The 24,412-nt window shown below is 70.4% G+C and carries 18 protein-coding genes; 8 read left to right on the top strand and 10 right to left on the bottom strand.

The features are described 5' to 3' along the window. Positions 1 to 703: MXAN_5187 family protein (locus tag LZ198_RS13470; protein WP_323382525.1), on the top strand; the 703-nt coding region annotated here is incomplete at its 5' end. A 75-nt stretch (positions 704 to 778) separates the two neighbouring features. Here LZ198_RS13470 and LZ198_RS13475 read toward each other — a convergent pair. The 5 genes from LZ198_RS13475 to LZ198_RS13495 form a co-directional block, all read right to left on the bottom strand. Continuing rightward, a complete protein-coding gene (locus LZ198_RS13475) occupies positions 779 to 2,446 on the bottom strand; it encodes a sensor histidine kinase (protein WP_253972348.1) in 1,668 nt (555 codons plus the stop codon). 10 nt (positions 2,447 to 2,456) lie between these two features. After that, a complete protein-coding gene (locus LZ198_RS13480) occupies positions 2,457 to 3,827 on the bottom strand; it encodes a periplasmic substrate-binding domain-containing protein (RefSeq protein ID WP_253972349.1) in 1,371 nt (456 codons plus the stop codon). Next, the gene (locus LZ198_RS13485; RefSeq protein ID WP_253972350.1) at positions 3,824 to 5,182 is read right to left on the bottom strand and encodes an FG-GAP repeat domain-containing protein; all 1,359 of its coding nucleotides are present in this window, start codon (positions 5,180 to 5,182) and stop codon (positions 3,824 to 3,826) included. Before LZ198_RS13485 ends, LZ198_RS13480 begins: the two co-directional genes overlap by 4 nt. Next, positions 5,179 to 7,812 carry a penicillin-binding protein 1A gene (locus LZ198_RS13490; protein ID WP_253972351.1) on the bottom strand — a complete coding sequence of 878 codons (2,634 nt, stop codon included), beginning with the start codon at positions 7,810 to 7,812 and terminating at the stop codon, positions 5,179 to 5,181. Before LZ198_RS13490 ends, LZ198_RS13485 begins: the two co-directional genes overlap by 4 nt. Before the next feature lie 98 nt (positions 7,813 to 7,910). Then, positions 7,911 to 8,963: a tetratricopeptide repeat protein gene (locus LZ198_RS13495; protein WP_253972352.1), complete on the bottom strand. Its 1,053-nt coding sequence runs from the start codon at positions 8,961 to 8,963 to the stop codon at positions 7,911 to 7,913. A 196-nt stretch (positions 8,964 to 9,159) separates the two neighbouring features. On the opposite strand from LZ198_RS13495, the gene LZ198_RS13500 reads away from it, so the two are divergent. From LZ198_RS13500 to LZ198_RS13510, 3 genes are all read left to right on the top strand, one after another. Further along, entirely contained in the window at positions 9,160 to 9,930 is a 771-nt protein-coding gene (locus tag LZ198_RS13500; RefSeq protein ID WP_253972353.1) for an exodeoxyribonuclease III, read from the top strand. A gap of 17 nt (positions 9,931 to 9,947) precedes the next feature. Continuing rightward, positions 9,948 to 10,802: an alpha/beta hydrolase gene (locus LZ198_RS13505; RefSeq protein WP_407667424.1), complete on the top strand. Its 855-nt coding sequence runs from the start codon at positions 9,948 to 9,950 to the stop codon at positions 10,800 to 10,802. Positions 10,803 to 10,874: 72 nt separating this feature from the next. Beyond that, positions 10,875 to 12,047, top strand: a complete 1,173-nt coding sequence (locus LZ198_RS13510; protein WP_253972354.1) for a threonine synthase — start codon at positions 10,875 to 10,877, stop codon at positions 12,045 to 12,047. Positions 12,048 to 12,074: 27 nt separating this feature from the next. Here the strand turns inward: LZ198_RS13510 and LZ198_RS13515 are convergent, their stop codons facing one another. Beyond that, complete coding sequence (locus LZ198_RS13515) at positions 12,075 to 12,914, bottom strand: eCIS core domain-containing protein (RefSeq protein WP_253972355.1); 840 nt, start codon at positions 12,912 to 12,914, stop codon at positions 12,075 to 12,077. Positions 12,915 to 13,083: 169 nt separating this feature from the next. On the opposite strand from LZ198_RS13515, the gene LZ198_RS43640 reads away from it, so the two are divergent. Both LZ198_RS43640 and LZ198_RS13520 read left to right on the top strand, forming a co-directional pair. Continuing rightward, entirely contained in the window at positions 13,084 to 13,275 is a 192-nt protein-coding gene (locus tag LZ198_RS43640) for a hypothetical protein (protein WP_407667425.1), read from the top strand. 225 nt (positions 13,276 to 13,500) lie between these two features. Next, entirely contained in the window at positions 13,501 to 13,947 is a 447-nt protein-coding gene (locus LZ198_RS13520; RefSeq protein WP_253972356.1) for a hypothetical protein, read from the top strand. 87 nt (positions 13,948 to 14,034) lie between these two features. On the opposite strand, the gene LZ198_RS13525 is transcribed toward LZ198_RS13520, so the two are convergent. The 3 genes from LZ198_RS13525 to LZ198_RS13535 form a co-directional block, all read right to left on the bottom strand. Beyond that, on the bottom strand, positions 14,035 to 14,223 hold the full coding sequence (locus tag LZ198_RS13525) for a YbdD/YjiX family protein (protein WP_253972357.1): 189 nt from the start codon (positions 14,221 to 14,223) through the stop codon (positions 14,035 to 14,037). Position 14,224: 1 nt separating this feature from the next. Then, positions 14,225 to 16,300 (bottom strand): carbon starvation CstA family protein, encoded by a 2,076-nt coding sequence (locus LZ198_RS13530; protein WP_323382528.1) that lies wholly within the window; start codon positions 16,298 to 16,300, stop codon positions 14,225 to 14,227. Positions 16,301 to 16,455: 155 nt separating this feature from the next. Next, positions 16,456 to 16,986: a hypothetical protein gene (locus LZ198_RS13535; protein WP_253972358.1), complete on the bottom strand. Its 531-nt coding sequence runs from the start codon at positions 16,984 to 16,986 to the stop codon at positions 16,456 to 16,458. A gap of 497 nt (positions 16,987 to 17,483) precedes the next feature. Here LZ198_RS13535 and LZ198_RS13540 point away from each other — a divergent pair, with 497 nt between their 5' ends. Then, complete coding sequence (locus tag LZ198_RS13540; RefSeq protein ID WP_253972359.1) at positions 17,484 to 20,879, top strand: hypothetical protein; 3,396 nt, start codon at positions 17,484 to 17,486, stop codon at positions 20,877 to 20,879. Next, positions 20,867 to 23,734, top strand: a complete 2,868-nt coding sequence (locus LZ198_RS13545; RefSeq protein ID WP_253972360.1) for a CHAT domain-containing protein — start codon at positions 20,867 to 20,869, stop codon at positions 23,732 to 23,734. Before LZ198_RS13540 ends, LZ198_RS13545 begins: the two co-directional genes overlap by 13 nt. On the opposite strand, the gene LZ198_RS13550 is transcribed toward LZ198_RS13545, so the two are convergent. Then, positions 23,697 to 24,386, bottom strand: coding sequence for a hypothetical protein (locus LZ198_RS13550; protein ID WP_253972361.1), 690 nt, complete (start codon positions 24,384 to 24,386; stop codon positions 23,697 to 23,699). The genes LZ198_RS13545 and LZ198_RS13550 overlap by 38 nt on opposite strands. Positions 24,387 to 24,412 lie beyond the last annotated feature (26 nt).

Here is a 24,412-nt window from a genome sequence, read left to right on the forward strand (position 1 = left end):
GCCCCCCGCGCCGCCGCCTGCCGCCGCGCCGAGCCCGTTCGGCGCGGACCCGTTCGCCTCGGCCGAGCCGTTCCCGTTCCCCGCGCCGCCGCCTCCCGCGGCCGCGCCGCCGCCTCCCGCCGCGCCGAGCGCGTTCTCCGCGGCGTCCATGCCGTTCGAGCCCGGGCCCAACAGCTTCGACTCGCAGAACGAGCCGCTGTCGACGGCCTCGCCGCGCCGGGGGGCCTTCGCCTTCGAGGACCAGCCGACGGCGGCCTATTCGCTCCAGCAGGCGGCGGACCCGTTCGCGCTGGCGGCGGCGCAGTCCCCGGAGAACTCCGAGACGACGCGCGTCGCGGCGATTCCTCGCGAGCTGCTCCAGGCCACCGCGCGTCCTCCGACGGGCGAGATGCCCATCCCGCTGCCTCCGCGCGGCGGCGCTCCGGCTCCGGCCGCCATCCCCCTGCCGGGCCTGGCGGGCTCCGGCAACTCCGCGGTGGCGCTCTCCGAGGAGCAGCACTTCCAGGAGGTCTTCCGCGAGTTCGTCACCACGCGTGAGCGCTGCGGCGAGCCGGCGGACGGCCTGACGTACGACAAGTTCGTGCAGAAGCTGCGCAAGAACAAGGAGCAGCTCGTCCAGAAGTACGCGTGCAAGACGGTGCGCTTCCAGGTCTACGTCAAGGAAGGCAAGGCGGCCCTCAAGGCGACGCCGGTCAAGGACTGACGTCGCTCCGTCGCGGCACCACCCGAGGGCCCGGGGCGCACGTCCGCCTCGGGCCTTCGTGCTTCCGGGGCACCGTCAGCGCGCCGGGGCGCCGCCCTCCGCGCGGGGAAGCACCACGCTGAAGCGGGCGCCCTGTCCCGGCTCGCCGCCGGCCTCCAGCTTGCCGCCGTGCTCCTGGAGGATGCGCGCGGCGATGGCGAGCCCCAGGCCGGTGCCGCCCTCCTTGGTGGTGAAGTAGGGCTCGAAGATGCGGGCGCGGTTCTCGAGGGGAATCCCCGGGCCGCTGTCCTCCACCTCGATGATGGCGTCCGCCTCCGTGCCCTTGACGCGCACGCGGAGGCTGCCGCCCTTGTCCGCCATGGCCTCCTCGGCGTTCTTCACCAGGTTCACCAGCACCTGCGTCAGCATGTCCCGGTCCACGCGCGCCACCACGCCGGCCTGGAAGGAGGGCTGCACCTCGATGCCCGGCGGCGGCGTGGCGTAGAGCGACAGCACGCTCTGCGTCAGCTCGGACAGGTCCACCGGCGCCAGCTGCGGCTTGGGCATGCGCGCGAAGTGGCTGAACTCGTCGACGATGCGCCGCAGCCGGTCCACCTCCTCCAGCACCACGCCCGCGCTCTCCTTGAAGAGCTCCGGGAAGCGCGGGTGGCGGGCCTCCTGCGCGGCGAGCAGCGTCTCCAGCGACATGCGGATGGGGGTCAGCGGGTTCTTGATTTCGTGCGCCAGCCGCCGCGCCACCTCCTGCCACGCGGCGATGCGCTCGCTGGCCACCAACCGCTCCGTGGTGGCCTTCAGCTCGGACGTCATGTGGTTGAACGTCTGCACCAGCTCGCCCACCTCGCCCGTGGCGTCCGACTGCACGCGCACGTCGAGCGCCCCCTCGGCCACGCGCCGCGCGCCCTCGGTGAGCGCCTCCACCGGCCGCGTCATCCACCGCGACACCAGCAGGCCCAGCAGCACGGCGAAGGCGCCGCCCAGGCCCGCCAGCAGCAGGAAGGCGCGCATGACGCCCTCCTCGGCCTCGCGCGCGGCGGCGCGGCTGAACACCAGGCGCACCGTGGCCGCGTCTCCCAGCGGCAGCTCGCGCGCCACCGTGGGCGGCGCCGCCGTGCCCGCCGTCGCCAGCGCCGCGCCGTCCGCGACGAGCGACACCTGGGCCTGGGTGAGCCGCGCCAGGTGTTGGGTGAGGCCCTCGTCCAGGAGGACTCCACCCACCGCCCACAGGCGCAGGTCGCCGTAGTCCACCGGGCGCGCGGTGACGAGCGCGGGCAGTTGCCGGAGTCCGGAGGGCGTTCGCACCTCCACGCGCACGGGCACGGGCTTCGCGGACCGCTCCTTGGTGACGGCGAAGAGGGCCGGGTCCGGGTCTCCCCGCCGCGCGGGCAGGTGGCCGGAGGACAGCACCGTGCCGTCCTTGTCGAACAGCGAGAGCACCGTCAGGCCACGCGTCTTCATCAACGCGCCCGCGGTGCCCGCCTGGATGGCGCGGGTGGGGCGCTCGCGGGCCTCGCGCGCCAGGTCCTCCATGGCGGCGCTGTCCACCAGCTCCTCCACCGCGCGACGGGCGGTGGTGCCGGAGCGCTCCAGCGACTCCTGGGCGCTCGTGGTGGCCGCCTCCATGCGCGCGTCCAGCTCCCGGGACAGCGTGTCGCGCAGTCGCGAGAGGGTGGGCAACACCACGACGGCCAGCGGCACCAGCGCGAGCAGGGCGAAGGCCAGCGCCAGGCGCGTCCTCAAGCGCATGTGGGGCTCCTCACGGCCGTCCGCCCGTCGCGGTCGCCTCGGGAGGCGCGAGGAAGAGCGCGTCCAGCGTCGGCAGCCCCTGCGCGTCCATCTCCAGCCCCATCACCTCCGGCGCGACGCGCACGCCGAGCCCCTGCGCGTACAGCGGCACCAGCGGCACCGAGGCCGCCACCGCCACCGCCCGCTCGCGGGCCCGGGCGTCCCGAGCGCTCGCGTCCGGCAGCACGCCGATGGGAGGCAGCTCCACGCCGAGCAGGTCCTTGCGTCCCCCGGCGTCGAGCACCACCGCGAGCGCGGGGCCCGGCACCGGCGGCAGCAGCAGGGCGTGCAGCATGAGCTCGAAGTCGCCCTTGGCCCAGCGGGCCCTCAGCGCCGCGCGGGACAGGGGCTCGAGCGCCACGGTGTACCCGCGCTCGTGCAGCTTCACCTGGATGCGCTCGGCCACCGCGCGCTGGTCCTCCAGCGCCGCGTCGTACAGCAGCGTCACCGTGCGCGCGGCCAGGGCGGCGGGCGCCGAGGGACGCGGCTTGGGCGGTTGTTGCAACAACGCGGGCGGCAGCAGGTGCGGCATGGGCACGGCGGGGCTGCGCACGAAGAGGCGGGTGAGGTCCTCCCGGTCGATGGCGCTCTCCACGGCCTGGCGGAAGTCCGTGGGCAGCCGCCGGGGCGAGAAGGCCAGGTAGGTGGCATGCAGGAGCGCGCCGGACGGGGCCTCCGTCTCCGACGAGACACCCATCTCGACCTGGACCTGCCGGGACGCCCACATCCGCGCGAGCCCGCGCTCATCCGTGGCGGTGAGCAGCAGCCGGTCCAGATAGGGCCGGCCCTGGGGCCAGCCGAGCTGCGCCTCCAGCGCGCCTCTCCCCGCGGCGCTGAAGGGGCCGGACGGCGACGCCGACACGGGGGCGGACAGGGCCGGGTGGCACAGGGCGCGCTCCAGGTCCGGCCAGGGGAAGGCGAGCGCCAGCTCCAGCGTGCTCCCGCTGGCGGAGACCTGCCGCCCCTCGCCGCGCAGCGGATAGAGCAGGGCGCGGTAGGGCGAGGCGCCGTCGGCGCTGGACAGCCGCGTCCAGGCGCGGGCCAGCGCGCTCGCGGTGGCGGCGTTGGGCAGCACCACCTTCACGACCTGCGGCGTCGGTCGCGTCAGGTCGCGCGCCAGCGCGGGACGGGCGCCCTCGTCCGGAGTCGGGGTGCACACGGGCCGGGACAGGAGGCCCAGCAGCGTGGCCTCCAGCGGCGTGTCGGCGAGCGCGGGCTCCCCGACCTCGGGAGGGCCGACGTGGGCGACGCGCACCTCGCCGCCATAGCGCGGACGGCTCGCCGCGAGCGATGGAGCGGAGGCGAGGAGGGCGAGGCCCGCGAGGGCGATGCGGCGCTTCATGGCGCACCCTGGCGCAAGAGGAACAGCTCACTGGTGCCATCCGGCTTCCACAGGGCCACGATGACCTCGCGACGACCGTCGCCGAACAGGTCGGCCGTCACCACGCCCAGCGCGCGCCCCGCCGGCAGCGCGCCCTGCCACAGCGGCTCGTGCGTGGTGGGGTCGGCGTCCTGGAGGGCATGGACCCGCAACACGTCCGGTGACGGCTGGAGCAGCGGAGACGTGGTGAGCAGCTCGGGCACGCCGTCGCCGTCCAGGTCTCCCAGCGCGCTGCCCGCGCCCAGGCCGGACAGCCGCGTGAACGCCGTGCCTGGACGCGAGAACAGCGAGGCGACGCCATCCGGATGCACGAAGAGCATGCGCGGCGGAGCGAGGCTGGCGGTGGTGAAGGGGGCGACGACCGTGAGCGGCTTGCCGTCCGCCATCCGCACCTCGGGCTGGAAGGCGGTCTGTCCCGGGACGAAGGCGCCCCGCTCGAGCGGGCCGACTGGCGCGGCGTCCAGCGTGCCCACGGGCCTGAGCACCGCGCGCGCCACGTCGAGCACCAGCAGCTCGCCGTGGGCGTGGCGGGTGCTCCACGCCGCGAGTCGGGGCGGGCCGGTCAGCACGGCGAGCGCGCCGAAGGGCTCGCGGGTGGTGACGCTCGCGGGCGCGATTCCATCCAGCGCCCGGCGGGCCAGCAGCCGGCCATCCGCCGCGAACACGGACACCTCGTGCTCCGTCAGCGCGGCGACCTCGTCCTTGCCGTCGCCATCCAGGTCCCCCGCGGCGAGCGCCGCCACCGGCGTGTCCAGGCGCGCGAAGGTGGCGCCCAGGAACCTCATGCCCCGGACGCCGGGCTGCGGCGTGGGGGGCTGGGGCGGTCCGCCCACGGCGGCCAGGGCGAGCACCTCCGGGTCCGCGTCCACGGCCTCCGACAACGCCCCCGCCGGCCGAGCGGGACGCGTGGGCGTGCGGCCGGACCAGAAGTTCACCCAGGTGCCCAGCACGTCGCCGCGCGCGCGCAGCATCCCCGTCTCCACGTCCAGCGTCAGCCGCGCCAGGGTGCGCGCGCCCTGGGCGCGGGCGAGGGCCTCCGCGGCCTCGGGCGAGGGGGCGTCCAAGACGGTCGGCGCCAGGTTCATGACGGCCAGCCGCGCCGCCAGGAGACTGCCCACCGCGCGGCGCAGCTCGGCCGAGCCGCCCGACAGGTGCAGCGCGACGGGCGCCTCGACGGGGAGGGCACGGAGGTCGTCGGCCAGCGCCCACGTCAGGCGGGTGACGGCGCTGGCCTTGTCGGGGACGGAGGTGGGATTGGACGCGGCGCCCGCCGCGAGCGCGGCGAGCAGCGACGTGAGCAGCAGGGCTCGGCTCACAGACCCTTCCTGTTGCCTTCGTTGAGGAAGAACTCGTCGGTCGTCACCTGGCCCGGAGGCGGCGCCTCGGCGGTGGGCTGGGTGCCCTCGAGGAACGGCTCCAGCCGACCGGGGACGGACGCGCCGGCGAGCAGCCCGGTGGCGGGGTCGATGCGCACCTGGAGGACCCCGGCGGGCACCTCGAAGTCATGCGCGGGGACGCCTTCGTGGGCCACGCGCATGAACTGGAGCCAGATGGGCAGGGCGGCGCGGCCACCCGTCTCGCTGCTGCCCAGCGGGGCGTTGTTGTCGAAGCCCACCCACGCGCTGGCCACCCAGTCCGCGGTGTAGCCGGAGAACCACGTGTCCTTGGACTCCTGCGTGGTGCCCGTCTTGCCGGCGGCCGGCCGGTTCAGCTCGCGCACCGCGCGGGCCGTTCCCTCCTCCACCACGCTGCGCATCAGCGACGTGGCCAGGAACGCCACCGCCGGGGGCAGCGTCTCCTCGAAGGCGGGCTGGTGCTCCTCCAGCACCCGGCCCCTCGAGTCGCGCACGCGCAGGAGCAAGAGCGGCTCCGCGTAGCGACCGTTCGCCTGGAGCGTGGCGTAGGCGTTGACCGCCTCCATCATCGTCACCTCGCCCGTGCCCAGCGCCAGCGTCAGGTTCTCCGGGAGCGTGGAGCGGATGCCCGCGCGGCGCGCGAAGTCGATGACGGTGGCCGGCGTCAGCGATTCGATGAGCCGCACCGACACCGTGTTCTTCGACTTGGTGAGCGCCTGGCGCAGCGTCATCGGCCCCTCGAACTGGCGGTCGTAGTTCTGCGGCTTCCACGTCTTGCCCGTGTACGGGTCCCGGATGGCCTCGGGCGCGTCGTTCACCATGGACAGCGGCGTGTAGCGCCCGCTCGCCATGGCCGCCGCGTAGAGGAAGGGCTTGAAGGACGAGCCGGGCTGGCGCTTCGCCTGCGTCGCCCGGTTGAACGACGAGCGCTCCGCGTCATAGCCCCCCACCAGCGCCACCACGTTGCGGTTGGCGGGGTTGATGACCACGAGGCCACCCTCGACCTCGGGGATCTGGTCCAGCGTGGCCTCCACGAACGCGGGCGCCGGCGGCGCCTTCAGCACGCGCACGAAGACGAGCTGTCCCGGAGCGAAGACGTCGGCGATGCCCTTGGGCGCGGCCTTGCCCTTCTGCCGCGCCCAGGTGACGGTGGGGAAGGCCACCTCCGCGGTGCGGCCCACCAGGTCCACGCGCGCCATGTTGCGCTTCTCGTCCAACTCGGTGACGTAGCCCGCCAGCCGCAGCCCCTCCTCCAGCGGCTTGAGGCGCACGGCCCCCGCCAGCAGTTGCTCCTCGGACGGAGGGGCTTCGGGCTCCTCCTCGGACGTCAGGTCCGGACGCTGCTCCTCCGCGCCGCTCTCCTCGTCGCCCTTGGGCGCGGCCGCCTCGGGGGCCTGCGCGCTCTTCGTCGCCTGGGCGAGCGGGGCCAGGTCCGCCACGTACCCCTGGTCCTTCTGCCGGCGCCCCGCTTCCTCGATGCGCGTGACGACGAGCCCGCGGAAGCGCGCCCACTGCGCCGCGTCCAGCGTGCCCAGCGGGCCGCGGTAGCCCTGTCGCCGGTCCAGCGCCTCCAGCCCCGCGCGCACCGACTGCTCGGCGGCGCGCTGGAGCCGGGGCACCATGGCGATGTCCACGCGCAGGCCGCCCTCCATCACCGCCTTCTCGCCGTAGCGCTCGATGAGCGTGCGGCGGATCTCCTCGGTGTAGTACGGCCCCACGGCCTGCTCCGGACGCGGCGCGAGGACGATGGGCTTGTCCAGCTCCGCCGCCACCAGGTCGCGCTGCACGAAGCCGTGCTGGGCCATCTGCCCCAGGACGTAGCGCTGGCGCGACTTCGCCCGCGTCATGTTCGTCACCGGGTTGATGCGGTGGGGCGACTGCACCGTGCCCGCGAGCACCGCCGCCTCGCCCAGCGCCAGGTCCTTGGCGCGCTTGCCGAAGTAGAAGAGGGCGGCCTCCTCCAGGCCGTAGCGGCGCTGTCCGTAGTACGACTGGTTGATGTAGAGGCCGAGGATCTGATCCTTCGTCAGCGCCTCCTCGACGCGCGGCGTGAGGATCCACTCGCGAATCTTGCGCGACAGGCTGCGCTCGGGCGTCAGCAGCAGGTTCTTCACCACCTGCTGGGTGATGGTCGAGGCGCCGGACTTGCGGCTGCCGGGGATGAGGTTCTTGATGGCCGCGCGCGCGATGCCGAACGGATCCAACCCGACGTGCTTGTAGAAGTCCGCGTCCTCCGCCGCGAGGAACGCGTCGCGCACGTGCGGCGGCAGGTCCTCCACGCGCACCACGGTGCGCTTCTCGTGCGCGTACTCGGCGCACACCGTGCCGTCGCCACACGTCACCTTGGTGACCTGGGGCAGCGCGTAGTGCCGCAGGGCGTCCACGGAGGGCAGGTCCCGGCTGTAGTAGACGTACGTGCCCGCGCCCGTGAGCAACGCGAGCACCAGGCCCACCACGCCGATGAGGATCAGCCGCTTCGTCCAGCGCCAGAGGCGGGCGCCCAGTCCCGGGGGCGGGGCGGACGGAGGCGCCGCGGCGGGCGACGGCGGGGGGACATCGGGAGGAGTGGGCATCACGGGAGCCAGGTTCATGGGTGCTTCTCGACGGGGGCGCACGTTAGACCGATGGGACGGCGACGGGAACCGGCTCGACGCCCGCCTGGACGCCGGTCTCCAGGCGGGGAAGCGCGTCACGGGAGCGGGGCGCCGGGTTCGACACGAGCCGGGGTGAGGGAGGCGGCCGGAGTCGGGTCCACCCGCGCGACACGCCCCACGCGGTCCGCGTTGACGCGGGCCTGGACGTAGCGCGGCGACAGCCGGGTCGCGGTGGCGTACGCGGTGCGGGCCTCCTCCAGCCGACCCAGCCGCTCCCACGCCACGCCCAGGTTGTTGTGGACGTAGGCCACGTGCGGCAGCAGCTCCGCGGCGCGCTCCAGCACCCGCGCCGCCTTCGCGTCCTCGCCCGCGCGCAGGTAGGCGAAGCCCAGGTTGTTGAGCGCGTGGCCGTGCTCCGGCTCCAGGTGGACCGCCTGCTGGAAGCGCAGGATGGCGGAGGCCAGCTCGTTGCCCGCGAGGTGGGCGCGGCCGAGCACCTGGTAGCCCTCCGCGTCCTCGGGCGCCCGGACCACGGCCTCCTCGCCCACGCGCACCGCCTCCGCGTAGCGCCCCAGGCTCACCAGGAGTCGGGCTTGCTGGACGAGGGCGTCGGCGTCCTCGGGGAGCAGGCTCCCCAGCCGCGCGTACGCGAGCAGCGCGAGCTCCGGAGCGCCCTGGAGCCGCGCGAGGCGGGCCATCTGCGCCAGGGCCTCCTCGTCGGTGGGGGCGTCGTGCAGGGCGCGGCGCAGCTCGGTGAGCGCGCCGGAGAAGTCCCCCAGCTCGCGAAGCAGGCGCGCCCGCCCCAGGTGGTCCACGCGGCGACCATGCTCGTGCGGCAGGGTGAGCGGGTCCTCTGCGACGGGCGTCGTGCCCGCGCTGGCGGAGACCGTTGGCGCCGGGAGGAGCGGCTCCTCGGTCGTGGCGAGGGGGGCGGGGCCGGGCACGCTCGGCGCGTCCGGGGCCTGGGGCCCACGCACGTGCTGCTCGGCGAGGACGACCCAGGGGCGCCAGGCGGGCGGCAGCGGCACGTCGCGCCACGCGGCGAGTCCGAGGGCGGCGAGGCTCGCGGGGAGCAGGGCCTTCTTCAGCGCGGGGGGCAGGGTGAAACCCACGGTGCGGCGGGGGGCCTTCCTCGTCCTCGTGCTCATGGCGACCTCGGCTTCCAGGCGGGCGTCCGGGAGGGACGCTCCAGGAGGGCTCCTGTGGGAGACCTCCCACTCCGGGGCTATTGCGATGGTCGTGCCAGAGGGCTCCGCCTGGGGCGTGAGACCGGGTGTGGCTCTGGAGCCGCACGCACGGGGAAAACCATGGCGGGGGCGTGGGTGTCGTGCGACGGTGCCCGCGATGAAGATCGCCACCTGGAACGTGAACTCGGTGCGAGCCCGGCAGGAGCGGTTGCTCGAGTGGCTGAAGACCTCGCAGCCGGACGTCGTGTGCCTTCAGGAGCTGAAGTGCACGGAGGATGACTTCCCCATGGAGGCCGTGAGGGAGGCCGGCTACCACGCGGCGGTGAACGGGCAGAAGACCTACAACGGCGTCGCCATCCTCGCGAAGGAGGAGCCGCGCGACGTGGTGAAGGGGTTGTCGGACGGCGTGGACGACACCCACGCGCGCCTCATCGCCGCGACGGTGGGCGGCATCCGCGTGGTGAGCGCGTACGCGCCCAACGGACAGTCGGTGGACTCGCCCCAGTACGAGTACAAGCTGGAGTGGTACGGCCGGCTGCGGCGCTACCTGGACGCGCGGCACGAGGCGGACGAGCCGCTGGTGCTCGGCGGCGACTGGAACGTGGCACCCGAGGACATCGACACCTACGACCCGAAGGAGTGGGAGGGGCAGACGCTCTTCACGCGCAAGGAGCGCGACGCGCTCCAACACCTGTGTGCCTTCGGCCTGACGGATGCCTACCGGAAGCTCTACCCCGACACGCAGCGCTTCTCGTGGTGGGACTACCGCATGCTCGCGTTCCCGAAGAACCGGGGCCTGCGCATCGACCACCTCTACGTGTCGGCGCCCCTGGTGCCCCGCCTGGTGGGCGCGGACACGGACCGCGAGGCGCGCAAGGGCAAGCAGCCCTCCGACCACGCGCCGGTGTGGTTGGAGCTTCGGGGTTGAGTTCCAGGAGGATGACGATGACGACGGTGCGGCAGTGGCTGTGTTTGATGGGCGTGTTGGTGGCGGGCGTGGCCATGGCCCAGCCCGAGGAGGCTCCTGCCGAGCCGGTGCCCGAGCACCACCTCTTCACGCTGAAGTCCACGAAGCTGAAGGAGACGCGTCGCATCAGCGTCTACACGCCGCCCGGCTACGCGGCGGCGAAGGGTGAGCGCTATCCGGTGCTGTACATGCCGGACGGCGGGCTGAAGGAGGACTTCCCGCACGTGGCCACGACGGTGGACACGGCGATTCGCGCGGGCGAGCTGCGTCCGCTCATCGTGATCGGCATCGAGAACACGGAGCGGCGCCGGGACATGACGGGGCCGACCACGGTCGACGGGGACCGGAAGATCGCCCCCCGTGTCGGGGGCTCCGCCGCGTTCCGCGCCTTCCTCCGCGACGAGCTGATGCCCCAGGTGCGGCGCCGCTACCGCGTGAGTGGGGAGACGGCCATCATCGGCGAGTCGCTCGCGGGGCTCTTCATCGTCGAGACGTTCTTCCTCGAGCCGAAGTTGTTCGACACGTACCTCGCGCTGAGCCCGAGCCTCTGGTGGAACGGTGGCGAACTGGTGACGAAGGCGGCGGAGCGGCTCGCCACCCACAAGACGCTGACGAAGGGGCTGTACGTGTCCTCGGCCGACGAGAAGGAGGACATCGTCCCCGGGGTCGCGCGTCTGGACGAAATCCTCCGAGCGGGCGCGCCCTCGGGGCTGAAGTGGGAGGTCGAGCCCCGTCCGGACCTGCGTCACGACAACATCTACCGCGAGTCGTCGCCCACGGTGCTGCGCAAGTGGCTCCCCCCCGTGAAGCGCGAGGCGAAGGCCACGCCGTAGTCGTGGCGCCGGACGTGCTCCGGCCGGGGTGGCTCACGGGGCGAGAGGCGTTGACGTAGACTGCGCCCTCGCATGCCCGCCATCCGACTCGACTGCACGAAGTGCGACCGGACCTATGCGCCGGGCGCGGTGATGAACCTCTGCCTGTCCTGCAACGCGCCCCTCTTCGCGCGTTATGACCTGGAACAGGCGCGGAAGACGCTCCGCCCGGACACGCTCGCCGGGCGGGAGCGCTCCATGTGGCGCTACCACGAGGTGCTGCCCGTGGAGGACGCGGCGCACCGGCTCAGCCTGGGCGAGGGCTACACGCCGCTGCTGCCGACCCCCCGGCTGGGCGCGCTGCTGGGGGCGAAGCGCGTCTTGGTGAAGGACGAGAGCGGCAATCCCACGGGCTCCTTCAAGGCACGGGGACTGTCCGCGGCGGTGTCCATGGCGAAGGCGCTCGGAGCCAAGGCGGTGTGTCTGCCGTCGGCGGGGAACGCGGGCAGCGCGCTGGCGGCCTACGCGGCGAGGGGCGGGTTGGAGGCCCACGTCTTCCTGCCCAAGGACATCGCGAACCTCTTCGTGATGGAGACGCGGGCCTATGGCGCGAGGGTGGAGATGGTGGAAGGCCTCATCACCGACGCGGGGCGCGTGTGCGCGGCGCTCGCGCGCGAGCATGGCTGGTACGAGTGCGCCACGCTGAAGGAGCCCTATCGCGTGGAGGGCAAGAAGACGATGGGCTACGAGCTGGCGGAGCAGCTCGACTGGACGCTGCCGGACGTCATCCTCTACCCGACGGGGGGCGGCACGGGCCTCATCGGCATGTGGAAGGCGTTCGAGGAGCTGGAGACGATGGGCTTCGTCGGCTCGAAGCGGCCTCGCATGGTGGCGGTGCAGGCGGAGGGCTGCGCGCCCATCGTGAAGGCCTACGTGGAGGGCCGCCCGGATGCGCCTCCCTGGCCGGACGCGACGACCCACGCGCATGGCCTGCGTGTGCCCAAGGCGCTGGGGGATTTCCTCATCCTCCGCGCGGTGAGGGAGAGCGGGGGGACCGCCGTCTCCGTCTCGGAGGCGGAGATCGTCCGAGGCACGAAGGACGCCAGCGCCACCGAGGGCTTCTTCATGGCCCCGGAGGGAGGGGCCTGCGTGGCCGCGCTGCGCAAGCTCCTGGCCTCGGGGCAGGTGCGCCCCGAGGAGTCCGTGGTGCTGTTCAACACGGGGACCGGCTTCAAGTACGTGGAGAACATGGCGCCTCTCTGGTGAGGCGAACACCGCCTGGGTCGACGTGAGTCAGAACCACCGGCGGGGATTGGCCAGGTCCTTCAGGCCTTCCCTGGCCGCGATGAACGGCTCCTTCACCTTCTCCCAGGCCTTGCCCGCGGCGTCCTTCGCTCCCTCCACGACGTCCTCGACCTTCTCCGTCACCTTGGAGAAGTCCCAGTCCGGGTCGCCCTTGCCCGCGCGCATCTGCTTCACGGACTCGTCGATGAAGGAGGTGTAGTCCTTGCCCCCGAGGGTGATGGGGCGCTTGCCGTCGAAGTAGCCCTCCGCGTAGGCGTCCTGGATGAGCTGGCCCTGCTGCTCGGGATTGAGGTCGCCCCACTTCTTGCCTTCGGCGACGCCCTTCTTCCAGTCGTAGCCGTCTCCCGCGTTCTGGGCGACGAGCGCCTTGGCCGCGTAGTCCATGCCGTGGTTCTGGTACTGCCACACGTGCGTGGCCTCGTGCGCGAGCAGGTCCTTGGAGGGCGGGAAGTCCTTCGGGTTGACCACGACCTTGTTGCCGAGGGTGACCGCGGGCACGTGGCGGGGCAGGTGGTCGAAAATCTCCGCCGGTCCCTTCACGACGCGCACGTCATCCAGGTTCACGCTGTCGCCGAAGATGCCCTCCAGGTCCTTCTTCTGCTCGGAGGAGAGCGGCGTTCCCGCGAGCTTCGCCGCCGCGTCCTGGAACGTCTTGAGGAGTTCCTTGGGCGCGGTGGGGCCCGTGGGCAGGACGAACTCGTCCTTGATGGGGGCGGCGACGGCCTTGGGGGACTCCGCGGGCTTCGCGGTGCGCTTGGGCGCGACGTCTTCTTCGGGACGGCGGTATGCGGTCGTACGGCTGCCTTCAATGCGAACGGGGGGCGCCATGGATTGACTCCTCAGGGGTGTGGGGCAGGGTCAGTCACAGGAGTTATCCGCGGCGTCTTGTCGGAGTTTCCTCAGGATTCGAGGATTGAGAATGCCGCGGAGCGGCATGCCGTGGACCCGCGTGGATGCGGTGTGCCTGGGGACGTGAGAGGGTCTGCGTCGACAGGTCATGACGACGACACCGCCCCCCGAGCTTCCTTTTCCGGACAGCCTCTGCCACCGCTGTGGGGCGCCGCCCCGGTATGTGCGGTCGCGGACGTCGGTGTTCGTCCTCTGCCCGTTGTTGCCCCAGAAGTACCCGCCGCAGCCCGTGCGGGCTTGCGCGCTGTTCCGTCCCGCGGAACCTCCGCGCGAAGCCTGACCCTCCAGGGTCGGGCACACAGGTCCAGCGGGCCCCTGCCGCGAGGGCGACGCGGATGACTCGGGCAATTGCGACGTGTCCGAGGCGTCCACACCTCTGGCTCGCAATCCAGTCACTGGGAGGAGGGCCTTGATGGTCGCCAGGAAAAACTCGCGCGCGATGTCGCGCATCCGTTCGTCTCGCAGTCCGTCACGTACTCGCGTCTCCACGCGGCGCGGTCGCGCCATGTCTCGCACGCCCGCGCGCAAGGTGAGCCGCGTGAGCGCGCACCGGCGCCGTTCGGGCGTCAGCTCGCGGCGCGTGTCCAGCAGCCGGTATACGCACCCGATGATGCGCGAGCGCATCCGCAAGCGCCTGATGCAGGGGAGCCGGGGTGGGCCCGCGGGTGTGTGGAGCGCGCGCAAGGCGCAGATGCTCGCGACCGAGTACGAGCGCGCGGGGGGCGGCTACCGCGGGCGGAAGACCCCTGCCCAGAAATCGCTCTCGGCATGGGCCCGCGTGCGCCGCACGCCCACGCGCCGCGTGGGCAAGAAGGCGACCTCGTCGCGTGTCAGCGCCCGCCGCAAGTCCATGCCGGCGCGTCGCAAGCGGATGGTCTCCCGCCGTGGCCGTGCGCATCGGGCGGTGGTGCCCATGATGCGCAGGACCCGCCGGATGGTCGCGCGGCGCTGAGCCGGGCTGTCCGTGACGGCATCAGGCGCCGCGTGCCCCCGCGTCTGGAGGAAGTCGGGGCGCGCGGCGCCGAGTCCGCGCACGGGCTCAACAGCAGCGGCCCCCCGCGCGGTACCGGGCGGCCATGCGCTCGTTGAAGAACTCCGCGTAGCTCATGACCGGGCGCTCGGGGTGTTTCAGGCGCATGTGGGCCACGTACGTGTCGTAGTCGGGTACGCCGATCATCAGCCGCGCGGTCCTGACCGCCCAGGCCCAGCCGCGTCGCAGCAGCCGCATCTCAGGCACCCTCCGTCGCCACGGGCACGTAGGGCGTCTCCCGGGCGGTGGGCCCGGGCGCGCGCAGCGCGGCGAGCGCGGCCCGGAGGCCGAAGGCGACGGTGGCGACCACCAGCAGCATGAAGAAGACGGTGAGCGTCGCGTCCACGTAGTCGTTCGTGATGATGCGTCGCATGTCCTCCACGGACTGCGCGGGGGCCACCACCCTGCCCGCGTCCGCGGCGGCGGAGAAGCCACGCGCGTGCGCGACGAAGCTGATGCGCGGGTCCGTGCCGAACACCTTCTGCCAGCCGGCCACCAGGGTGCAGCACACCAGCCACGCGGCGGGGATGCCGGGGACCCACACGTAGCGCTCGCGCTTCATCTTCACGAAGACGACGCAGACGAGCGTCAGCGCGATGGCGGCCAGCATCTGGTTGGCGATGCCGAACAGGGGCCAGAGGGTGTTGATGCCGCCCAGCGGGTCCACCACGCCCTGGTAGAGGAAATAGCCCCAGCCCGTCACGCACAGCGCGGTGGCGACGAGGTTGGCGCCCCAGGACTCGGTCTTCTTCAGCGGCGCATACACCAGGCCCGCCAGCTCCTGGATCATGAAGCGGCCCACGCGCGTGCCCGCGTCCACCGTGGTCAGGATGAACAGCGCCTCGAAGAGGATGGCGTAGTGGTACCAGAAGGCCATCATCCCCTCGCCCGCCACGAGGCCATGGAGGATCTGCGCCATGCCCACCGCCAGCGTCGGCGCGCCTCCCGCGCGGGAGAGGATGGAGGACTCGCCAATCTCGCGCGCGGTCCGGGCCAGCACCTCCGGCGTGACGACGAAGCCCCACTCGCTGATGACGCGGGCGGCCTGCTCCACGGTGGTGCCGATCAACGCCGGAGGGGCGTTCATGGCGAAGTACACGCCCGGCTGGAGCACGGTGGCGGAGATGAGGGCCATGATGGCGACGAAGGCCTCCATCAACATGGCCCCGTACCCGACGATGCGCGCGTCGCCCTCGCTCGCGAGCATCTTCGGCGTCGTCCCCGAGGCGATGAGCGCGTGCCAGCCGGACACGGCGCCGCAGGCGATGGTGATGAACAGGAAGGGGAAGAGGCTCCCGGAGAACACGGGACCGCTGCCATCCGTGAAACGCGTGAGCGCCGGCATGCGCAGCTCGGGCGCGGCCAGGACGATGCCCACCGCCAGCAGGAGCACGGTGCCGATCTTGAGGAACGTGGAGAGGTAGTCCCGGGGCGCGAGCAGGAGCCACACCGGCAGCACCGACGCGCAGAAGCCGTAGCCGATGAGCAGCCACGCGAGGGCCTTGCTGTCGTAGGTGAACAGCGGCGCGAGCGTGGGGGACTCGGCGACGTGTCCTCCCAGCCAGATGGAGAGCATCAGCAGGACGAAGCCCGCGACGGAGACCTCGAGCACCCGGCCCGGGCGCAGGACGCGCAGGTACAGCCCCATCAACAGGGCGATGGGAATCGTCATCGCCACGGTGAACGTACCCCACGGGCTGAAGGTGAGGGCCTTCACGACGACGAGGGCCAGCACGGCGAGGATGATCATCATGATCATCAACACGCCCACCATGGCTACGACGCCCGCGGCGGGGCCCAGCTCCATGCGGACCATGTCCCCCAGCGACTTGCCGTCGCGGCGCACGGACAGGAACAGCACGGTGAAGTCCTGCACCGCGCCCGCGAGCACGACGCCGGAGAGGATCCACAGCGTGCCGGGCAGGTAGCCCATCTGCGCGGCGAGCACCGGGCCCACCAGCGGACCAGCGCCGGCGATGGCGGCGAAGTGGTGGCCGAACAAGACCCAGCGGTCCGTGGGCACGTAGTCGAGGCCGTCGTTGTGGCGCCGGGCCGGCGTGGCCCGCGTCGGGTCCAATCGCAGGGCGCGGAGGGAGACGAAGCGCCCGTAGAAGCGATAGCCGACGAGGAACACGCACACCGCCGCCGCCAGCAGCCAGATGGCATTGATGGACTCGCCTCGATGCAGCGCGAGCACGCCCAGGCAGGTGGCGCCGACGACCGCGAGCAGGCCCCAGCCGAGCATCCGGGCGAGGCGGGTGGTGGGAGCGCTCACGGGAACGGGCCTCCTGGAAAGGGGGCGGAGGCCCGATGTCGGGTCGGCATGCATGCTCCAGGCTGGATGCGGTCCATGGGGGTGGACCGGCTGGAGCATGCAGGGTGGGGAGACCGCGTGTCACCTTCTCCCCACGCGTGCCTGGGTCGTGGGGCTCAGGGTTGGACGTTGAGGATCGACACGCTCACCACGCCCAGTCCCTGGGTGAGGCCGCCGGTGAGGCAGTTGAGCAGGTCGCGATCGCCCGGAATCGACTGCATCGTGGTGGCCACGAGCGAGCCCTCGAACCGGCCGGCGGTCACGGTGCCGTAGGCCGTGGTCCCCGAGGGGCTCAGGGGGCGCACTTCCACGGGCGTGTTCAGGCTGATGGTGCTCGTCTCCCCCGTGTTCCAGGTGATGAGGATTTCGTCCTGGAACGAGCCGCGCGCGCAGCTCGCGTTGCTGGTGGACTCGACCTGGAAGGTCCCCGACGTGATGTCCGGCTCCAGCGACCAGCAGGTGTCCAGGAGGGTGGTCGCGGTGAGCGTGACGTTCGCCGGGAGGAGCTTGAGTCCCGGGCTGAACGCCATGTCTTGAGCCCCGATGCACGTGAGCGCATGGAGGCCGGACTGCGCGAACGACGAGGTCCCCAGCAGAGCGGCAACGACGAAGAACCACCGTGACAGGTGGCGCGAAGACGAAGACATTCCTGTTGCTCCAGTGCCTCCGACGGAAGATCGGAGCGCGCCGGAGGGGTAAACCCGCCCCACGTGCTCCGGCGACCGCACCCGCGGGGAGGGCGCGTGTCTCAATCCCCGCACTGGCCCGTGGCGCGATGCGGGGGCCCGAGGTCCTGGGGCGGGCCGTCGACGGACTCCGTGGGACGTAAGGATTCCTCGCGCCCTCCGTTGAGCGCGAGAGGGCGGGGCTTCGTTCAGTCCTGCTCCTCGGGCAGTCATGCAGGGAGGTCCATATGAGCAGGGCTTGGTTGGCCGGCCAGGACAGGCCGGGACGCGGTGCCATGCGCGTCGTTCGCGCTCTCACCATGTGCGGGCTGTTGGGAATGTGGCTCGTGGGAGGTGTCGGGTGCGAAGCGGCGCCCGGCCCGACGCGTCAGACTGTCGCGTCCGACCAGGGGGGAAGCACGTCGCGCTTCCAGCCTGGCACGCGCTTCGACATCGCCATCAGTGGAGTGCGGTCCTGGTTGGACTCGCTCCCGGGCGATGAGCAGCCCGAGCAGCTCGCGGATTGGGCGGTGTTCGGCAGCCTCGTCCAGATGGGCCTCTCCGCCGAGGACGTACGCAGCGCCTGGTACGACCAGCTCCCCCTGCGCGACCCGATGTTCCGGGAGGTCACGCAGCAGGCGTACGGGAGGGGACGTCGCGCGCTCCTCCCGGATGGCTCGGCGTGGCTGTTCTACGCGGAGACGGACCCTGCTCCGCGCGCGACCCTGGCGCGCCTCGCGGACCAGGTGCGCATGGAGCTGGGCGCGGTGCCTCCTTCCTTCGTGCTGTTCAGCTATCAGCCGGAGGTCTCGTCCGGGCTCATCCACGTCACGCTCCAGCGACAGGTGCCGGGCGAGGAGTTGTTCTCGAAGCGGTTCGGCTATGTGGCCGCGCGAGTCTCCTCGTCACGGGACCTCATGCGGTGGCTGGCGAAGGTGGACGACCTCTCCCACCTGTCACGTGTGAACGACTTCGGTGCCCTGGAGTTCGGTGGACGCTGCTTCGAGGAGGAGCGGACTCCGGGACTGAGATTGGAGGATGTCGCCGCGCTGTATCAGGGACATGCAGAGGCAAAGGCTGCATCCCAACTCTCGGGCTTGGTGCCGCCCAAGAGTGAGCCTGGGTTTTCGCTGGATCCGACAACGGATCGTGCCGGGGCGATTCATGGGCTCGAGGAACTGCTGAGCGCTCCTGACGTCTTTTTCATGCGCGCCATCAAGACGGTAAGGGCGCCTGGAAATCAGCACCCGATAGATGCGATGCCCATCGTGGTCCAGGACTCGCGGTGGCTCGTCTTGAGGGCCCTTGCAGAAGACGAGCCGGGCATTGACGAGGATTCACGTAAGGCTATCCAGGAGACGCTCCAAGCGCTTCGGGAGAGGGAAGGGTCGCCTTGGGAGCTGCTCAACCAGCTGGAGCAGCGGGTGGAGCCCAATCCTTTCGCACGCGATGCCGTGAGCCTCGTTCTTTCGGAGAACTCGTTCCAATGCGCGCGTTACGATGGGGGACTCCAAAACACCCGGATTGGCAATACCTTCTTCTACGGGGACCTGCTCGCCAAGGTCTGGGCTTCTACAGACTATTACAGGTCTGCTCCTGTCGACGACATCGAGGGGTTCCAGTCGGACCCGAGGGTCGCGCCTTCCGTAGGGGACGAATACCAGGGAGAAGAGGAGCGGCTCCCCTCTACGCGGATCTGGTTTGGACCGAAGGCAGAGGGCGTGTCGAGAACCGCCGATGAGCGGGAGATCAACTTCGCCCACATCGGTACGAGGGTCTTCGCAGCGGGCTCCAATCCCCTCGATCCCGCAGAGGAATCGTTGCCGGCGGAGACCTCGCGAAGGGTCATCGGTTGGTGGGATCGAAATTACGCGCGGCTTGCGGCCTACGAGCCGCAATACCATCTCCTGAACCAGGGAATGAAATGGTCGGCGGTCGCCGGATGGCTTTCTGACCAGGGATTGATGGATTTTCTCCGTGGCCGGACAGTGGACCGGTCCACGGGATTCCTGTCGTGGTACCAGCAGACGCCCAATCTGAGATTTCGCAAGGATGTCCGCTTCCTGCCCTCTGAGAGGACCCAGTCAAAAACCGAGTGCATGGAGTTGCTCGTCTCGTACCCATTCCGGTTTGGGGGAGGACTGTCGGTCATCAGTGGAGGTGTCTCCGGCGGGAACTCCCGGACCCTGACGGACGCCACAGTGGTGCCGAGCAAGGTGACGCGGCCCCAGGGCCGAGGAGGGCTGGACTACGTCCATTCCATTCCTGGCAAGATCGTGCGGCGCGATGGGGCTGCCTTCGAGTTGGGTGTGGGGAGCCATGGCAATCCCCTCGAGGTCGTGGTTCGCCCACCAGCGTCCGCACGTCTCCGCGCGGAGTCGCTTCAGTTGAGCGCGCCACAGATGACCGTCCGCTATGCCGCTCGTCCCGACGCACCACTTGGCGCGGTGCACGTCCATGTCGGGGGTATCGAGTTGGGGAGTCTGGAGGTCGCGAAGATTGCCGGACGAATCCAGTTGAAGTGGCTCGAGGGAACTCTCGACAAGGCGCGAGCCGTGAGCCGTGAGATCAACACTGCCGTTGAGGCAGGCAAATATGCGAATGAAGCTCGTGCAAGCTGGCGCATTGCTTCGGAAGGGCGTTACCTCGTCGAGGGTCCGAGTGGAGTGGAAATCCTCCAGCGGGGCTCCGCCGACTCGATCGGAACGCGAATCCTGGCCCACGCTGTGGGGGCGAGGAGGCAATCCCAGTCTCAGTTGCCGCTGATGATCAATGAGGCCACCTCGACCTTCCCGTTCACGGATGCGGAACTCTCGCGGAGACTCAGTGAGATGCCGTGGCAACGGATCCGTGCCAGGCCCGGTGATGGGCTTCTCGAGCGTGTGTTTACCGCGACGGGACCTTCCCGGAAAGCAAGGCTCATCACGTTGCCGCTTCGGGGCAGAGGCATGCGGTCGGTGGAGGCCTATGTCGACCGACAAGGAACGCTCTACCTTCGTCGCCCGACTGCCACTGAGGCCCAGGGTGATTTCAACGACATCATTGCTCGTGAGTCCTTCACTCACGCCTATGTCTCCGAGCTGACCAAAGCCAAGAACCTCCCTCGTGATGGCGGATTCCTTCCGCCGGCGGAGTTCGCTGAGACCGGGCGTATCGTGGCTGCTCAGCCGAAGCAGGTTCCCCCGCCCGAACTGCTCCCCACACTCCAGAATTCGCTGGAGAAGCTTCGGAAGGGAGAACTCATCCCTGCTGTCAAAGCAATCGAAGATCTCCGCCCCAGATTGGTATCCCGTACGACCGACTGGTCCTGGCTCGACGATGTGCTCCGGAGTGATGGTCGTGATGGGTTGGAGGTTGCGCGGTACATCCAGGCCGAGGCTGTCCGGCCGGCGGATGCGGCCTTCAGATACTCGCTGACTCCGGAAGGTCAGGCTGTCTACTCCACCCTGGTGAATCCGGAGCGAATGGCCAGCCGACCCGTGACCAGGGAATCCCTCGAGGTGCTCGGAAACCATCCGGAAGAGATGGCCCGCACCGAATTGTGGATGTCCAGGTCGCTCCAGCGAAAGCTGGGGATGGAGCAGGTGGCCTCGCGCGGCGAGACGATGACCGAGGTGCTGAAGAATCCCACGCTCCAATTCGAGGAACTGATCGAGCCCGCCAAGAGCCTGGAGAAGGTCAGTCGGCTTCAAGAGGGCACGGAGCGCCTTGCTCGATGGGAGGGCAATGGCGCACATGGGGCCCAGTCCGCTGTCAGGGGCGTGCGCCACTACCGCGTCACCAAGAATCCTGCCCGCGCGAAGCCAGCAGACGAGGACTCGTCGAAGAAGGCCATGCTCGCCGTATTCGAGGGCAGCTCGGAATGCCACGACTGAGGGATGATCCGGCGATCGAGGTCCTGCTGCGGGAACTCGATGCGTCAACGCGGCGAGGGGACAACGTCGTTGGCCCGGCGCTCCGGTGGCTGTTGTCCTCCGCACTGGTCGACGCGGCCCGGAAAGGGGACGACACGTCCCCGTACTCCCACAACGAGTACGTCGTGCTGCGGATGCTCGTCTCGGACCTGCGGCGGAAGGGCCATCGCGAGGACGCGGACAAGATCCTCGCGGCACTGGCGGGGCGAGCGCTCTCCGAGCGAGCTTGGTCGATGTGGTGCGAGCTCCAACTCGATGACCTCCACGCCAAGGTCGAGTCCCTGGAACTGGATGGGGCGCTGCTGTTGCTGGAGTCGATCCTCGACGCTGCTCCTGGGGCGAGCTCCGAACTCCTGGCGCACGCTGCACGGTTCGACATTCCGGATGTGTCCCACGCCAGCCGCCAGGGGTTCCGCATCCGGATGTTGCATGCCCTGGGCTGTGTCTGGGCGGCCAGGGGCATGCTGGGGGAGGCCGCCAAGGCGCTGGACCTCGCGCTGCGCCTCCAGGACCGGAACCAGGAGCCCCGGGTGGTGACGGAGGACCTCGCGCTGCTGCTCGGGGAGGTCCTGTTGGATCGCGGCAACTTCGATGCCTTCGTCCGACTCAGTGAGGAACGAGCGTTCCTGGACCGTTCACCCAAGGCGCGTCGCGCATGGCGTTGTCTCGAAGCCTTGCTGCTCCACCTCCAAGGACGACCGTCACAGGCCGCGCAGCGGCTTCAGTGGATCCTGGAACCCTCCGAGCAGGCGCAGCCCCGCCGGCTCGTGGATTCGGCGACGTGGTTGCTGTCGAACGTGTTCCTAACGCTCAACCGGACGGATGAGGCCGAGGCGCTCGTGAAGGCGTCGTTGGGGGGCGGGCAGGTGCGGGGCTTCAATCATGGGCAACTGCTGGCCGTGCTGGACGCGCGCCGCGAAGTGACGAGCACCCAGCAACTCCAGCCTCCGAAACGGAACGACAAGTTGGCGGACGGGACTTCTGGTGCCGCACCATCGAAGTCTCCGGATCCCGCTCCATTCCGGGACCGACGAGAGAGTCAGCGCATCTGGGACGACTGGTCCCGATGGGTGAACGACATCCTCCTGGACCTCCACGCCGGACGACTCGAGCGGGCCAGGGAGCGGTATGCGCAACTCTCCGAATGGAGCGGGTTGCTCGATTCGCAGGTCGCCGCGACGCAGTTCCTGCATGTGGGGGCGCTGGTGGCCTACCACGCAGGTGGATGGGAGACGGCGACGGGACTCGCCGCAACGGCGACGGAGGGCTATGCCCGGATGGGGTTGAGCCTGCGGGAGTGGGAAGCCTGCGACCTGTGGGTTTGTGCCCTGCGCGCGCACAGCCCCAAGGCCCCGGAGCTCCCAAGCTTGAAGGCGAGGAGCGTGGCGCTGCTGGAAGGATTCTCGCGGCGGCTCTCCGATAGGGATCGTCCTCTCGCGATGCTCGACAAGTGGTCCACCCTCGACGACAGCGTTCACGAGCATTGCGCACGGCTGTGGTCGCTCCTTCCCTCGGAAGAGGATGAATACGGCGCTCCGCGGGGCTGGCGGGGGTTTCGCGAGGAGAGTGCGTGCGCACTCCGTGAGGTCCTGTCACGCGTCCGGTGGCCCTGGCCCGAGGACGCCTCCGGAGCGGAGCTGAGGGCTGCAAGGAGGCCGTCGACCGTGGCCGAGGCCGTGGTGGCGCTGCGTCGTCCTCTCGACCGGCCCGAGTTGTTCTCCCTTCCCTTCGGAGTCCTCTCCCCCGACACCGCGGTGCTGGCCTACGTCTCGCTCCCTGATCGACTCGAGCTGTTCCTCATCCAGTCGAGCGGTGTGACGCCCATCCGTCTCCACACGATGACGGGGCGTGTGGCGTTGTGGGAACGGGTGAAGAATGCACAGCAGTGCTTCTACAAGGCGAACAGCTGGGAGTCGGCTTCGGATAACAAGAGCGTCAAGGCGCTGACCGAGAGTCTGGGAATACGAGAGGTCGCGGGCTTCCTTGCGGCCAGCATCACCCACCTGTGCATCATCCCCGATGACGTGACCTTCCACGCGCCGTTCTGCGCCTTGCCGCTCTCCGACGGAACACCGCTGGTGCGGCGCTTCGCGATCTCCTTCCTGCCGCTGCCTGGCTGGGAGCTTGAGTCTCGCGTCCCTCGCTTTCGTTCGGGGCTCGCGGTCGCGGTCCAGTCCCCCCAACTCGGAACAGACAATCTTCCGCCTCTCGCGGATGCGTACTGTGACGTCACCGCCGTGGCGGCCCTTATTCCTCCCGCACGGTTCAAGTCGCTGTCCCGTGAGGTCACCCGGGAGGCTGTGATGGCCGAACTGCGCATCGTCGAACTGGCGCACTTCGCCTGTCACGGTGAGTCCAAACCCTCCTGTCCCTTGGACTCGGGCATGGCCCTGTCCAACCAGTGGATCACGGTGGGCGACCTCCGGACGCTGCCGATGGAATCCCTCCGCCTGGCGGTGATGGGGGCCTGCTGGGGCGCGCAGACCACGCTCCTCCCGGGCCGGGAGATGCTCAGTCTCCCGGCGGCGTTCATCCAGCAAGGGGGCCGATGTGCCGTGGCCGCGCTCTGGGAGATCGACACCGAGATGGGAGGTGACTTCCAGCGAGACTTCTACGGGCGGCTCGCGAAGCTCGGGCCCGTTCGCGCGCTCGCGGAGACCCAGCGTCAATGGCTGCTGAGGCCGGGAGAGCCCACCCATTGGGCGGGCTATGTGGCGTATGTACGTGGCGCGCCCGTGAGGGCGTGGGCGCGCTGGCCCATCCGGTGGTGGCAGCGTTTCAAGCGCTTCGTTGCAAGACTCCGAGTTGGTGCCTGACGCAGGCGTTGCACTCCTCCTCGAGGAACTCCACGAAGACTTTTCGCGAACCCTCCATGTCCATGCGCCACATGAGGGAGAGGATCTGCAACTGATGGGTCCGCCCGGGAATGGTGTTCGGGTGGATCTCCTGTTCGTACAGGAAGGAATAGAAGGCGACCTCGTCCAGGCAGGCGAAGGCGATGCGGCGCAGCGCGGAGCGAGAGGCGTTCAACAGCAGGGGATTCGCGGTGCTCGCGTGACGAGGGACGACCGTGCCCTGCTCGCGCTCGAAGAAATCGACGAGCTGTCGCAGTCCCGCTTCGAAGCCCCGGGCGAGGTTGGCGGGTGCGTGCTTGCGCAGCTCCTCGTCGACGTCGTTCCGTTCATCGAGGAGCACGGGCACGGGCGTGACGATCCGCTGCGTGAATTCGAGCATCCAGCGGGAGGCAGCCCGCAGCTCCGGCAGGAACTCGGAGACGAGGACCACCGCGTACTGGCCTCTTTGGCCCTCCTCTGCCCATCTCCGCGTCGAGTCCATGCCGCCGCCGTCCAGTGGGCGGGTGTGGACAATCAGGTCCTTGCGGACCCGGGGTAGCTCCTGGGCCAACCTGCGTGCGGTCTCCTCGTCCTCGCGGGCATGTCCGATGACGACCTCAAGTGTCGCTCCCATGGGTTCCTCCTCGGGTGGGATGGGGC

This window comes from Myxococcus dinghuensis, from assembly GCF_024198235.1.
Classification (GTDB): Bacteria; Myxococcota; Myxococcia; order Myxococcales; family Myxococcaceae; genus Myxococcus; species Myxococcus dinghuensis.

Excerpts from the sequence above, each read along its gene's own strand:
- LZ198_RS13495 (WP_253972352.1), bottom strand. The coding sequence starts at position 8,963 with ATGAGCACGAGGACGAGGAAGGCCCCCCGCCGCACCGTGGGTTTCACC.
- LZ198_RS13525 (WP_253972357.1), bottom strand. The coding sequence starts at position 14,223 with ATGCGGCTGCTGCGACGCGGCTGGGCCTGGGCGGTCAGGACCGCGCGG.
- LZ198_RS13550 (WP_253972361.1), bottom strand. The coding sequence starts at position 24,386 with ATGGGAGCGACACTTGAGGTCGTCATCGGACATGCCCGCGAGGACGAG.
- LZ198_RS13545 (WP_253972360.1), top strand. The coding sequence starts at position 20,867 with ATGCCACGACTGAGGGATGATCCGGCGATCGAGGTCCTGCTGCGGGAA.
- LZ198_RS13520 (WP_253972356.1), top strand. The coding sequence starts at position 13,501 with ATGTCTCGCACGCCCGCGCGCAAGGTGAGCCGCGTGAGCGCGCACCGG.
- LZ198_RS13515 (WP_253972355.1), bottom strand. The coding sequence starts at position 12,914 with ATGGCGCCCCCCGTTCGCATTGAAGGCAGCCGTACGACCGCATACCGC.
- LZ198_RS13490 (WP_253972351.1), bottom strand. The coding sequence starts at position 7,812 with ATGAACCTGGCTCCCGTGATGCCCACTCCTCCCGATGTCCCCCCGCCG.
- LZ198_RS13505 (WP_407667424.1), top strand. The coding sequence starts at position 9,948 with ATGACGACGGTGCGGCAGTGGCTGTGTTTGATGGGCGTGTTGGTGGCG.
- LZ198_RS13480 (WP_253972349.1), bottom strand. The coding sequence starts at position 3,827 with ATGAAGCGCCGCATCGCCCTCGCGGGCCTCGCCCTCCTCGCCTCCGCT.
- LZ198_RS43640 (WP_407667425.1), top strand. The coding sequence starts at position 13,084 with ATGACGACGACACCGCCCCCCGAGCTTCCTTTTCCGGACAGCCTCTGC.
- LZ198_RS13500 (WP_253972353.1), top strand. The coding sequence starts at position 9,160 with ATGAAGATCGCCACCTGGAACGTGAACTCGGTGCGAGCCCGGCAGGAG.
- LZ198_RS13475 (WP_253972348.1), bottom strand. The coding sequence starts at position 2,446 with ATGCGCTTGAGGACGCGCCTGGCGCTGGCCTTCGCCCTGCTCGCGCTG.
- LZ198_RS13510 (WP_253972354.1), top strand. The coding sequence starts at position 10,875 with ATGCCCGCCATCCGACTCGACTGCACGAAGTGCGACCGGACCTATGCG.
- LZ198_RS13535 (WP_253972358.1), bottom strand. The coding sequence starts at position 16,986 with ATGTCTTCGTCTTCGCGCCACCTGTCACGGTGGTTCTTCGTCGTTGCC.